The sequence below is a fragment of the Saccharobesus litoralis genome (assembly GCF_003063625.1).
In the GTDB taxonomy this organism is placed as follows: domain Bacteria; phylum Pseudomonadota; class Gammaproteobacteria; order Enterobacterales; family Alteromonadaceae; genus Saccharobesus; species Saccharobesus litoralis.
This window is the reverse complement of the sequence record NZ_CP026604.1, coordinates 4,260,397-4,274,414: the sequence shown is the minus strand read 5'-3', so window position 1 is coordinate 4,274,414 and position 14,018 is coordinate 4,260,397. Positions and strand designations below refer to the sequence as shown.

Annotated in this window: 10 protein-coding genes; all 10 read left to right on the top strand. The window is 35.0% G+C overall.

The genetic code is table 11. The annotated features are described in order from the left end of the window. Position 1 precedes the first annotated feature (1 nt). The 10 genes from C2869_RS15750 (at position 2) to C2869_RS15705 (ending at position 14,017) form a co-directional block, all read left to right on the top strand. Positions 2–712: an SDR family NAD(P)-dependent oxidoreductase gene (locus tag C2869_RS15750; RefSeq protein ID WP_108603857.1), complete on the top strand. Its 711-nt coding sequence runs from the start codon at positions 2–4 to the stop codon at positions 710–712. Further along, positions 712–2,082, top strand: a complete 1,371-nt coding sequence (locus C2869_RS15745; RefSeq protein WP_108603856.1) for an ANL family adenylate-forming protein — start codon at positions 712–714, stop codon at positions 2,080–2,082. The genes C2869_RS15750 and C2869_RS15745 overlap by 1 nt, the downstream gene beginning before the upstream one ends. Positions 2,083–2,115: 33 nt before the next feature. Continuing rightward, a complete protein-coding gene (gene pseH / locus C2869_RS15740; protein WP_108603855.1) occupies positions 2,116–2,700 on the top strand; it encodes a UDP-4-amino-4,6-dideoxy-N-acetyl-beta-L-altrosamine N-acetyltransferase in 585 nt (194 codons plus the stop codon). Beyond that, entirely contained in the window at positions 2,697–3,665 is a 969-nt protein-coding gene (locus C2869_RS15735; protein WP_108603854.1) for a glycosyltransferase family 2 protein, read from the top strand. The genes pseH and C2869_RS15735 overlap by 4 nt, the downstream gene beginning before the upstream one ends. A 55-nt stretch (positions 3,666–3,720) precedes the next feature. Next, on the top strand, positions 3,721–4,896 hold the full coding sequence (gene glf / locus C2869_RS15730; RefSeq protein ID WP_108603853.1) for a UDP-galactopyranose mutase: 1,176 nt from the start codon (positions 3,721–3,723) through the stop codon (positions 4,894–4,896). Then, positions 4,889–7,153: an HAD family hydrolase gene (locus C2869_RS15725; protein ID WP_108603852.1), complete on the top strand. Its 2,265-nt coding sequence runs from the start codon at positions 4,889–4,891 to the stop codon at positions 7,151–7,153. The genes glf and C2869_RS15725 overlap by 8 nt, the downstream gene beginning before the upstream one ends. A 22-nt stretch (positions 7,154–7,175) precedes the next feature. Beyond that, a complete protein-coding gene (locus C2869_RS15720; RefSeq protein ID WP_108603851.1) occupies positions 7,176–8,315 on the top strand; it encodes a glycosyltransferase family protein in 1,140 nt (379 codons plus the stop codon). A gap of 139 nt (positions 8,316–8,454) precedes the next feature. Then, positions 8,455–12,081 (top strand): 6-hydroxymethylpterin diphosphokinase MptE-like protein, encoded by a 3,627-nt coding sequence (locus tag C2869_RS15715; protein WP_108603850.1) that lies wholly within the window; start codon positions 8,455–8,457, stop codon positions 12,079–12,081. 96 nt (positions 12,082–12,177) lie between these two features. Further along, positions 12,178–12,918: a phytanoyl-CoA dioxygenase family protein gene (locus C2869_RS15710; protein ID WP_108603849.1), complete on the top strand. Its 741-nt coding sequence runs from the start codon at positions 12,178–12,180 to the stop codon at positions 12,916–12,918. Between the two features lie 19 nt (positions 12,919–12,937). Next, on the top strand, positions 12,938–14,017 hold the full coding sequence (locus C2869_RS15705) for a TylF/MycF/NovP-related O-methyltransferase (RefSeq protein WP_108603848.1): 1,080 nt from the start codon (positions 12,938–12,940) through the stop codon (positions 14,015–14,017). Position 14,018: the final 1 nt, after the last annotated feature.

Genomic DNA, 14,018 nt, shown 5'->3' with positions numbered 1-14,018 from the left:
AGTGGATAGTCAATTTACCCCGTTAGTTATTTTGATTACTGGCACTAGTAAGGGGATAGGGCAAGCATTAGCTGAACATTATCTTAAACTTGGCCATATTGTTTATGGTTGTAGTCGTTCTGAATCGACTATTAGCCACTCTCATTATCAGCACTTTGCTCTTGACGTTACAGATGAAAAGCAAGTCAAAAGTTTATTTTCGTCTATTCGTAAAACACACAAGGGACTAGATGTTTTAATTAACAATGCGGGCATAGCGGTGATGAATCATGCACTGTTGACACCGATGGAAACGGTAGAGAAAATTTTTAACGTTAATGTATTTGCGAGTTTTTTATTTTGTCGTGAAGCCGCTAAGTTAATGCGCAAAAGGGATTATGGCCGCATTGTTAATTTCTCAACCGTTGCGGTGGCATTTAATTTGGCGGGCGAGGCTGTTTATGCCGCTTCTAAATCTGCTGTCGAGACGTTAACTCGAGTATTGGCTAAAGAGTTTGCCGAGTTTAATGTCACAGTTAACGCAATAGGACCCACACCCATTCAAACAGACTTGATCCGTAATGTACCAGATGAAAAGATTGAACAGTTATTGGCACAACAAAGCATTAAACGATTAGGTTCCTTTGCCGATGTTATAAATATAGCTGACTTTTATATTCAGCCAAGTAGTGACTTTATTACAGGCCAGGTAGTATACCTTGGAGGTGCTTAATGCTAGATAATACCAAGTTCATCGGTTTTTTATTGCAGCGCTTTGCTGATAATGAAGATAAGGATGCCATTGTTTGGCACGGTCAAATTTATTCTTATGCTTGGTTAAAAGATAAAATAGAAACTTGGTATGAAGCATTAAATAGCAATGACATTGAATTGGGCAATGTTGTTATGGTTGAAGCTGATTATTCACCTAGTTCCATTGCGTTGCTGATTGCCTTAATTGAATATCAAGCGATAATTGTGCCGATCACGGATTCTGTTGCTCATAAAAAAGATGAGTTTATTGAAACGTCGCAAGCAGAGTTTTTAATTCAAATCGCCAGTGATGATAGTTGCAATATCATTCGTTTATCTCAAACGGCACAACATGAATGCTTTGATACGCTAAGAATAGGTAAAGTGCCCGGTCTTATTTTATTTTCATCTGGTTCTACTGGCAAAAGTAAAGCTGCGGTTCATGATCTCGCAAAGTTACTTGAAAAATTTAAAGTTCCTAGGCACGCGTTAAGAGCCATTACCTTTTTACTTTATGATCACATTGGCGGGGTTAATACTTTACTTTATACCTTATCCAATGCGGGTTGTGTTATATCCGTGGAAGATAGAAAGCCGGATACAGTTTTAGCGGCAGTTGATGAATATCAGGCAGATTTACTACCAACATCTCCGACCTTTATCAATCTTATTTTAATTAGTGAAGCCTACAAGCGTTATCAGCTGTCAAGTTTGAAAACAGTGACTTATGGTACTGAACCAATGCCGGAGTCTACATTAATACGTTTTAATGCTTTATTTCCTCATATTAAATTATTACAGACTTATGGTTTATCCGAGTTAGGTATTTTACGCTCGAAATCGAAAGATAATACTTCTTTATGGGTAAAAGTCGGCGGAGAAGGTTTCGAAACGCGTGTCACTGACGATAATATCTTAGAAATCAAAGCATATTCAGGTATGTTAGGTTATTTAAATGCGCCTAGTCCATACACAGATGATGGTTGGTTTCACACTGGTGATCAGGTTGAAGTTGATGGAGAATACTTACGTATTTTAGGTCGCAAGTCAGAAATTATTAATGTGGGTGGCCAGAAGGTTTACCCAGCAGAAGTGGAAAGCGTGTTACAACAGCTTGATTGTATTGCTGAATCTGAAGTGTATGGTGAAAAAAATGCCTTAGTCGGTAATGTGGTTTGCGCCAAACTAAGGTTGAATCAAACGCATTCAGGTATGGATAAAAAAGCACTTAAACGTCAAATAAAACAGCACTGTTTGCAAAGTTTAGAAAGCTATCAAGTCCCTGCAAAGTTTAAGTTTGATGAAAGTGAGCAATTCAGTCCACGATTTAAAAAGATGCGCACCTTGTAGCGGCAATATACCCAATGATTAAGCAAAACTTTCATGTTTGAATTTAAATTAATGACTGCGGATGATTTACCGCAAGTATTGAAATGGCGAACTAGTAAAGTTGTCACTCAATTTATGTTCACGGATATTGAAGCCGATCTGCATGCGCAACAGCAGTGGTTTAAACGTACTAAACAAGATACAAGTTGTTGTTATTGGTTGATTTATTATCAAGAAAAAGCAATCGGTGTTTTAAGTATCAACGATATTGATGTTAATCATCAATCTTGCAGTTGGGGTTTTTACATTGGTGATGAAAATGTAAGGAACTTAGGTGGATTAATACCACCTTACTTTTATAATTTTGTATTTTCGCAAACCATAATTGAAACAATAACCGCAGAAGTCATGGAGCATAATCAACAAGTTAAAAAGCTGCATAAACTGCACGGTTACCAGTTTATTGAGACCTTATCGCAACATGTTTGCAAGGTTGAGCATTATTTTGATGTTGATGTGTTTAAATTAACTAAAACAGCATGGTTAACAAAAAAGCGCTTTGCCAAATTTGAAGCAAGCTTTGAACGCGACGTTAAATTGAATGTTGTGCTCAACACTGAAATAGAGAAAAGTACATGAAGACTGCAAGCCAGCTAAAATTGAGTGTAATTGTTCCTGTCTATAATTTGGAGAATTACATCGCTGATTGCTTGGAAGGGCTAATTTATCAGGATGTTAATTTCGATTACGAAATTATAGTTGCTAATGATTGTTCTACTGATAATTCACTTGAGATTATTCAACAGTACCAAGCGCAGGCACCTAATTTAATCAAGATTATTGATAATGAGTCTAATCAACGCCTTGCTAAAAATATGCGCTTATTACTGGCTCATGCAAAAGGTCAATACATTGCTTATATGGATGGTGACGACGTTGCTTTACCGGGAAAGCTGCAAGCTCAGGTCGATCATTTAGATAAAAACCCTGAATGTGCAATGGTGTACCATGAAGTTGAAGTCTTTGAGTCTGATTCAAATGAAACGACAGGTTATTACTGCAAAGATTATTACAATAAAAAGTGTATTCCAGACAAGGCGACGATTGAGCATGTGGTGAAATACGGCTCATTTTTTCAAGCGAGTACACTGATGTTCCGTCGGCACAGTCACTTAGACAAAGTTGTTGATGAACAATGTAAAATTATTTTGGATCACCCGTTTCAAGTGCTTAATGCAGGTTTTTTAAATGGCACGATCGAAGCTGTGGATGGTGTACTTGGTCGTTATCGAATTCATGCGAATAGTTTTGGCGCGATGACATTAAAAGACCATAGTCGCAGAGAGCAAGTTTTGGCGGATCAATTACAAGCGATTAGCAATGCGGCTCAATTTGGTATATCGGAAAAAACAATAAACGAAGGGCGAGCCCATTACTATTTTGCGACAGCACTATTCTTTTTAAAACTAAAACAAAATGAGTTGTTTGCGAAATACATTAAGTTATCTGATATTGACGGCTTTTGTTTTGATATTCGTCATCGATACGCGATAGATCATGTTAATGAACCTGAAAGTGTAGCTTTAGAATTAGGCTTTGTTTAAAGCAATGCTTTTCTAAGCCGATAGAATAAATAACAAATATAAAATGTCGGTAGTAATGAAATTTAAAGAATATGATGTCATTGTTGTTGGTGCTGGATTTTCAGGCGCAGTAATGGCAGAAAGATTTGCTAGCCAGCAAAATAAAAAAGTCCTTGTTCTTGATAAACGTGAACATGTCGCTGGCAATTGTTACGACAAAGTTGACACTAATGGTGTCGTTGTACATCAATACGGCCCTCATTTATTTCACACTCGGCATGAAGATGTTTGGCAGTATTTAAGTCAATTTACCGATTGGCATCCATACGAGCATAAAGTATTGGCTAAAATAGATGGTCAATTAGCTCCTGTTCCATTTAACTTAAACTCTTTACATGCTTTTTACCCTAAAAATAAAGCGGAACAATTAGAGCGTTTATTAATATCCAAGTATGGCGAAAACAGCAAAATCCCCATTTTAGATTTAAAGCAAACGGATGAACCTCGACTTCAGCAGTTAGCAGACTTTATTTACAATAAATTATTTGTTAACTACACATGTAAACAATGGGGCTGCACGCCAGAGGAAATATCGCCTTCGGTGACCGCACGCGTGCCTGTCGTATTAAACAGAGATGACCGCTATTTTCACGATAAATATCAGGCGATCCCTAAAAATGGCTACACAGCATTAATCAACAATATTTTGTCGCACCCAAACATTACCATCGCGACGAACGTTGATGCTAAAGATTATATTGCGTTAGAACCAGACTCGAAATCCGTTCTTGTTGAAGGCGATGTATTCAATGGTTTAATTGTATACACAGGAATGCTTGACGAGCTTTTTAGTTACGGTAAAGGTGAATTACCTTATCGCTCTTTACAGTTTCAATTTGAACAACACGATGTTGAGTTTTATCAACCCGCAACCACGGTAAATTACCCAAACGAAGAAAACTTTACCCGCATTACGGAGTTTAAACATATATTGTCCCAGCAACTCCCATCTACAACTATCGTGAAAGAATTTCCGCAAGATTACGACAAATCTGATCCCAATTGTAATATCCCGTACTACCCAGTATTTAACGAGCAAAGCCAAGCGGCTTATCATGTATATGCGAATGAGATTGAAAAATACCCAAAAATCATTGCATTAGGTCGATTAGCTCAATATAAATACTTCAATATGGATGACGCGGTTAAAAATGCGTTGGATATTTTTAGTTCAGGATCTTCAAATGACTAAATGCGATTTGGGGCAATATGAGCTGATATCATTTGATATATTCGACACGCTAGTTTTTCGTACATTACCTAAGCCAGAAGATGTTTTTGCTAAAAGTTATCGACTCGTAAAAAATGAACTTCAATTGCCATATGATGATGAAGAGTTTGTCGCTTTAAGAAAGCATGCGGAGAGTTTAGCTAGACAACAATCGCTTAGCTCTGAAACTATGCTAAAAAATATTTATGATTGCTTGCCTTTTACAATTGATGTTCGGGAAAAACTTTTACTTGCAGAGTTACAGGTTGAATCTCAAGTTTGTTTTGTTCCAGAAGAAAGCAGAGCTCTATTGATATCTGCATTAAAATCCGCGGCCAATGTTGTATTTATTTCTGATATGTATTTAACGGCAACTCAAATCAGAAATTATATTTTTAAGAATGATAAGCAATTATCAGCTATCCCGATTTATGTATCTTGCGAGCATTCAGCTAGCAAGTTTAGTCGTAAATTATTTGCCATTGTAAGAGAAGCCTATTCGGTAGACTTTAATCGGTGGTTGCATATGGGAGACAATGATACGTCTGATATTCAATCTGCGGCATCATTTGGTATTCAAACTCGTTATTACAATAGCCAATTAGATACTAGCTTAATTAATGCTTTGGAAAGCAGAGATTATGGATATGTTGGTGAATGGCAGTACACCCGAAAGTTATCAATTACTAAAAACTTAACGCGTAATTCTGTTTCATTTGAACTAGCCTGTTTTACTTGGGGGCCAATATTATTTGGTTTTATTGATTGGGTTATAGATAAAACAATACAAGCTGGTTTGGGTTGTATCTTGTGTCTTATGCGAGAGGGTGAGACATTTTATCCATTACTCAAAAGGCGTCTGTCTCAGCGTAATATCACATCGATTAATTTAGAAAAATTATATGCATCTAGAAAGTCGACATTCTGGGCGTCAATTGACTTAACTCAAGCGGATTGGAAACGAGAGTTAGTTGCTAGTTTGATTAAAGTACAGGGTTATAAAATTAGAAATTTTTATAACGACTTTAATTTAGTATCGGACAGCGTTTATGAACAATTTGGTCATATAGACTTTAAAGAAGCTGATAGTACTTATTTAGCGTCATCTAGCTTGTTTGATTTGGTTATAAAAAAAATTAATGATAATCAAAAACAAATTGCAAAGTTTATTCAAGGTGAAAACACGCGGTTCAAATGCTATTACAAAAAGCATATTACAACTCCTCTGTCTGACTGTGTTATTGTTGATTTAGGTTACGGCGGCACTGCTCAGCATCAAATAGAGAAAACACTAAAGGAAAAGTCAGGGTTGAACCTATTGTTCTATTCAACTGAGCGTATCAACCGTTTTTTTTCCGAAACACAATATCTCTCGTTTGTTGGCATTCATAATCAACAATGGGCAAATAGTTATACTTTAGCTAGATCTCCAGAATGTATCGAAGCATTACTGCTTGGGAATGTCGGTACAACTTTAGGCTATACTGAAGATGGTGAGCCCATATTAGGTAAGGGTGTTGTTCAAAACCAATCCATAGTCGCTGAGTTTTTATCGGGATTACTTGCTTTTTTTGATGTTCACTATGAATATAGCAATCAAGCGATTCCACTAGAACAAATTCAAATTATATTGGCTCGCTTTATAAATTACCCCACTTATTGTGAAGCTGATCTCTACTCAAAAATATATCATGAAGATAATTTTGGTGCCGATGGCGTCTATCCAATTATTAGTCAAGACCAAGTGGATAAAGTCAAAAAAATGGGTGTAGACGCTGCTTATTTAAAATTTAAGCAAAATTTGAATTGGTATAAAAGTCAGCTCTTTTGGCCACAAGCGCTAATGATGTTTATATCAAAGTCTTTTTTACATTCCCATTCGTTATTAAAATCGAGCAGTAACCAAAACTTAATTGAAGAACTCGTTGCAAAAGTTGAGCAATCAAACTGGCAGTTTTTTGCCATTTATGGCGCTGGAGATATTGGTGAGCAGTTTATAAAAGCACTAGAAGCTCAAAACGTAAAACCCATTATTGAACGTATAGTTGATAGGCGAGCAAGTGTATCAGGCGATTATCAATTAAATGGGTATTGTGTGACTAATATTGAGAATGCACTTAAGCAGGGGAGTAGACAATTTGTTATTACATCTTTTGCGTTTAAAAACGAGATCGCGTTAAGTATTACTAAAACAGCAAAAGACATGAATATTAATAATATTGATTTAATAAGCATTTAGGGCAGCAGTATTTATTCCATATATGAAAGTTATTTTTATTTATCAAGTCAATGAATACTCAGTTGGTCTAGCTGGAGTATTTAACAAGATGCTCGGCCAGTTAGAAGCTATATCAGCATTAGGTATTCAGACTTACGCAATTTACATGTCTAAAAGTGATCAAATCTTTTCTAAATTTGAACTTGGGCAACTTAAGCCATTAGAAATTAAGTCAAATATACCCAAGCTTGAGCAATTTAAACTGTTTTGGAAAAATGCTGCAAGTATAGTCCTTGCTAATCGCTTTGATTGTGTTTATGCAAGATATGATTTTATGTTTAACACCCCAGATTTGGTAAGCTTTTTTACAGAAATAAAAGAAGTCGATTGCAAGAAAGTCGTAGAGTTTCCCACTTTCCCTTATGAAAAAGAGTTAATAAATAATTCAACAGACGAAATCGAGCAAGATTGTAAAAATAGATTGGCTTTAGATGGCAAAATCGATTTTACCTACAGCACCTCCCACTCACCAGTATTACCCAATACTAAAAATTATTTTTTTACTAACAAGCTGAATACAGAAGTGTTTGCTCAGGCGGCAAAGAATATTTCGCCTTTAATTGTGAATAATACAATTAAAATTATCACTGTCGCTAATAATTGCCACTGGCATGGGTTTGACCGAATAATTGAAGGACTTGCGAATTACTATGCTAGTGAGCAGGTGATAACGGTTGAATATCAACTAGTCGGAGAAGGTCCTGAATTAAATAATTTAGCTAAAATGGTATCTGATAAAAAACTTGATAAATATGTTAAGTTCCATGGATTTAAATCAGGAGATGAGCTTACACAACTATTTTCTGGTGCATCAATAGCTATAGCATCATTAGGCCTTCATCGAATAGATTTATTTAATAGTAGTGTTTTAAAAGTTAGGCTTTATCTCGCTAATGGGTTGCCTCTAGTTTACTGTTGCCAAGATGACGATCTGCTTTCATTTCAATACAAGTATCGAGTCGAAGAAAATAATGCACCATTGGATATTAATGGCCTAGTAAACTTTGTATGTGAGCTTGATAAAAACAAGCTAATTAGAAATGAAATAAGACAATTTGCTGAGCGAAATTTAAGTTGGCATAAATTTGCTAAAGATTTGGTTCAAGATTTGCTTAATAAGTAAAATAGAGCACATAACGTGATTATGTTTTGTTCACTTTATTGATTTTAAGTGATTTTTTTGACGTTTGGGGCATTACCTAGCTAAATCGCGCTTAAAATAGAATTGTGACCAAGTAACGATAAATGTAAAAGGCTAATTAATGCTTAAAAATATTCGACTGCATGTAGAAACGGACGAAGAAAAACAAAATAAAATTGAGTCTGAATTATCCCATGAAATAGAGCGAATATATAAAAACAATTTAGTCGCTTTTCAGCAACATGCTCCCTCAATGGAGCCATACGTTAAGAACTTAAAGGCCAGTAATATTGCCATTTTTTGCAATAAAAATGGCGATCACAATATTGTTGATTTTGGTGCTGGTAGAACCTTTTATGGTTTGTCGCCAAAGCAGGAAATAGAACAGCAGTTTTTATTAAACACTCAGCATATGCAGTATATAGATTTTGCATTAAACCCTGAGCTTGAAAACATAACAAATATTCCTAGAAACAGTTTATCATTATCAGATCTACCTTCATTTCAGCATCGCTATCAATTAAATAAAGCACCTAAAAATATAACGACATTAGTAGTGTTAGGACTTGGGCTAGGGCAGCACATCTCTAAACTAATTGACAGTTATGACATTGATTACTTAGTTATTTATGAGCCTGAACTTCAATATTTCCAATGTTCTGTTATGTCAGAAAATTGGCGTTATATTTTGGATAGAGCGCAACAAAAAAAGACTCAACTGTTTTTTCAAATAGGTAAAGATGGCCGTGATATTATTGCAGACATGAACGAACTGGTAGAGCATTGTGGTATTCAAGGGTTTTACCTATTTAAGCATTATAATCACCCAGTCTTTAATGCTATTGAGTTAAATTGCCAACAAAAATCGTGGCGAAAAATAAAAGAAACAGGCATTAATTTTCATCTACATCAAAAAGCTGTTGAGTACCTACCTAAATGGACCGTGGGCTTAGATTTACAACACTATTCCTCGTTAGATAAAAATAATGAAAAATTTATTAAGAATTTAGAGGCGTTTAAAACTTATTTTCCCAATATTTATCAAGAATTTAATAACTACGAGCCTCAAGTTTGGTTACCTGTTAAATCGCCAAAAAATGAAATTAACGTTATAAAAAAAGATTGCTTAACACCATGGTATGGAGAACACCCCGTAGAAGAGAGTTTGATTAATTTTGATAACTACACTAAACAGCCTACTAAGGATGGCTTAGTACTAGGGTATGAAGGTCAAAAATTAAAGCATTACTTACATTATCAGTTTGTTAGTAAAACAACGAAGTTATTGAATGAAGCAGAAGAACAATCAGGAAAACTACCTGGGCAGTTAAAAAGTCTTATCTTTTTTGGAATGGGCGTGGGTTACCAAATGGAAAGCTTATTTGATAACCATCAAGTTGATAAGCTGTTTTTATGTGAGCCGAATAGAGACTTCTTTTTCGCATCCTTATTTGCCATTGATTGGGCTCATATCTTAAAAAAAGTCGATGAAACACAAAGCCGCCTTTACATCAATATTGGTGATGATGGCTCTAATTTATTTCAAGATTTATTAAAGCAGTTTTATTCGATTGGCCCTTATGTTTTAGCCAGCACGTATTTTTATCAAAGTTATTACAATTCTGAATTAACGAGCGCAATTGCTCAGCTACGTGAACAATTACAAATTGTTGTTTCAATGGGCGAATATTTTGATCATGCGAGATACGGGATTGCTCATACCACAAATATAATTGAGAGAGGCACAGCACTATTAGTTAATAACCCTAGTCGCTATTTAAGCTTTGAAGATACCGAAGTACCTATTTTTCTTGTTGGAAATGGTCCATCTTTAGATACTGCGATTGAAACAATTAAAGAGTGGAAAGATCAGGCTATTATCATCTCCTGCGGTACTGCGCTAATGCCACTATATAAGCATGGCATAGTGCCAGATTTTCATGCTGAAATTGAACAGAATAGAGCTACATTTGACTGGTGCTGCCGTGTAGGCGATTTTGAATATTTAAAAAAAATCAGTCTAATATCTTGTAATGGAATTCATCCTGATACCTGCGATTTATTTAAAGACACCTTCGTTGCATTTAAAGATGGCGAGTCATCAACGGCGTCGGCATTGGAAATATTGGGTAAAGAGAACTATACCGAACTCAAATTTGCGTTTCCAACCGTATCGAATATGGTTTTGAATATTTTTTCTACTATAGGATTTAATCAAATTTACCTATTCGGTGTCGATTTAGGTTTTGTTGATGTCGATAATCACCACTCTAAGCTTTCAGGTTATTATTACACGGATGGTAAGGAAATAAGTGATTATAAAAAAGACAATAATACGTCAATTGTTGTTCCTGGAAATTTTCGAAATACAGTATTAACGAAACATGAATTTAAGCTATCAAAAACTTTAATGGAGCAATTATTGAGAAAAAGGCGTATTGATTGTTTTAACTGTAGTGACGGAGCGAGAATTGAAGGTGCTAAGCCTTTAAAATTAGAGCTTCTTTTAGTTACTAGCTCCTCAGTAAACAAAAAACACGCGATAGGTGCAATTAAAGATAAGGTTTTTAGAACAGCAACAAATTACTCCAAATACTCAGAAATGTTTAGTAATAAGTATGACTATCAAGTACTGGAATCTGAATTGATAGAGCTTCTTCAACTAGCTAAACAAGAATTTAACTCGATTAAACAAGTGGAAGATTATATAAATAAACAAAAAGAATTGTTGTTTAAGTCATATAAAAGAGGCGCTTCTTTACTGTTTTATTTAATGTACGGAACTGTAAATTATACAAATGCTTTGTTGTCCAAATTACTAACTTCTAAGGAAAATGAAAACTGTCAATTACTCAACAGTGCTAGAAAACATTGGGTAAATACTTTAGATAAATTATTTGATAACGTTAAATACTATAGTGACTTATTTGATTTGAGTGACTCATTTGTTCATCATCGAGAGATTTCGGTTGCGTTCAGTGATAAATCAGAAAAAGTTATTAATATTTGTGAGACACATAAGGCTATAGATAATTTTTGGAGAAGTTCGGGGGTTATTACTCCTGATAATTGGCTACCTACAATAGGGAATACTTATGATGTTCCTGACTATCCAAAATATGCTCAACTAAAAGAAAGCATGAAGTTTTACCCTAAACTAACCTCGGAACAACTCTCAAAGGAAGAGTTAAGGGCTGATTACACAGTTGATGCTTATCTAGCTTGGATTACAGAAGATAATTTGCTCAAAAAATACATGGAGTTTGAGCATAAAGCTTCTATTGTGATTGGTACTAATCGATTAGAGTTTTATAAGGATATAGACTCACATATCTGTTTTTACTGGTCTCCTGGAGAAATTGATGATTTAAGTAAATTGGAATCTTTAAAGTTGGGTAAATATCCAATGCATAACCGTACGGTTGTTGGTTTTAATATGATGAAAGCTTTGTTGGTTAGTAATTCTTTTTCTCATGTAATAAGCAAACTTAATTATCTCGAAAGTAGTTTAGATAAAAATGATGAAGTAATAACAACCTTGTTTAAGGAGATGGAGGGTGTTCGACATTTTGTTGAGTTTAGTTCATATATTGCGATACCTAGGTCCCCTATATCAGACGTTTCTTTTGTTGATGCTCTTGGGAATAGAGGAAAAGTATTTAATGCCGCTGTTAAATTAGAGCAGCTCTACATTAATAATTTAACCAGAGATGCAGTAAACGATTTTTGTTCTACTTTAAAATTTTAAAGGTTAGTAAATATCTTCTAAAAAACTAAACCATGTCTATAAAGAATGCGTTCAATATGCCGTTATATACTTACATAGGCTGTTATTTTGGTATTTATGAAAAATAGTTTTCAAGTTTCAGATTTAATTGAAAAATTTGATGAAATTACGAAGAAGTTAGATAATGACGGGATTGTTATAGTTCGCAATGTTCTTGATCAAGAAAAAATTGACCAAATTAGCCAGTGGTGGGATAGCATTCGAAGACCTTTAAGAAACGGTGAGTGTATACAAGGTTTGAAGCGATACAATCATTTCTACATACATGGTGTTTTACCTTGGCCAGTAGGTGATATATACAAACATAATAGCATTGTAAGTTTCATGACTAATTATTTAGGACAAAATTTAGCCCTTTATATGAATCGTTTAAATATAAAAGATTTTAGCTTTGATTCCCCAATTCATTTGCATCAAGATATTCCTTATTTCCACGGTACGGATAAAAAATTAACTTCGTTTTTAGCTTTAACTGACGTTAATTTTAATAATGGTGGTATGTTTTTTGTGAAAGGGTCCCACAAATTAGGGCACCTTGGTAAAGAAACACTCGATATCAATAAATTTTCTGAACAAGACGTATTTATCCCAACGTTACGAGCTGGAGATATGTTGATTTCTGATATCCATACCATTCATGCGTCTTTAACTAACATAAAAAAAACTGATAGGCTTTTATTGCAAGTGATATATCAACCCGCATCTGATGGGGCATATTATCAAGACAGTATTAAAGAACCGACATTGGTTAATGGGGAGTGGGAAACTGAATTATTTGAACCTTGGACTCATCAGTAAGTTAGATATCAGGTAAAGCATGGAATATATCAAAAAGCCAAAAGATTTATATAATATCGCGGGAGACTATAAGCCTTATTACTTTACTGCTCTCACTGGAAGTGCACACATATATCCAATAGACGAACAATATGTTGATTGGAGTTATGAATTGGATTTTGTTTTTGAAAGAATCAAAGGTAATCAAATATCAAGATGTGCTATTGTGGGCTGGGATTCAATCCCTGCTGGTATTGAAACATTGTTTAGTCAAAATAACATAGAAGTTTTAGGCCATGCACAAATTCACTCCTTAGAAAAAGGGGGAATGGAGCTACATGACTTAGTTAATTTACGCCAAGGCGATGCAATATTTATATTTGGCACGAGTAAATTTAGTAGCATATTAAGAGCAATTGAAAAGCTCATCCCTGCTAATGTCTATGTAATTCCAGCCTCTAGGGAAGCAATTGTCCCGTCACCGATTCAATTTGCCAGTCATTATGAATGGGGATGGCGCTCATTAATTTTAAACTACCTAAAAGTTTCAGGTTTGAAAGGCCACTTCTCAGAATTTGGCACATTTTATGGTAGTGCTTTTTTTAGATCTTATTTTGAGCTTCATCATTGGTTAGACGGAAAATTTTACGCGTTTGATAGTTTTGAAGGGCTGTCCGAGCCAGATGCTAGAGAGCAAAGCTTTTCTAATGGTGATTTCACAGTGGGTGCATATGGTTATAACCAACAATCATTTGAGTTAGTTGGAGAGATTCTTGATATACCTAAAGAACGAGTCAAAGTACATAAAGGCTTTTACGATAAATCATTAACAGAAAGTGCAAAGCTTAAATTAGAGTTAAAAGAAAAAAGCATTTCAGTATGCAGAATCGATTGCGATTTATTAGAACCCACGTTAGACGTATTAGAGTTTGTTGAGCCTTTACTTGAAGATGGAGCATTGCTGTATTTTGATGATTGGCGACTGTGTAGAGCTAGTCCGCATATTGGAGAGAGGGGAGCTGTTAAGCAGTGGTTAAGAGATAACCCTAATATTGATTTGGAACCTTTTGCGTCTGAGCATTGGCAACATCAGTGGTTTATTTTTAATCGATTAAAGTAGT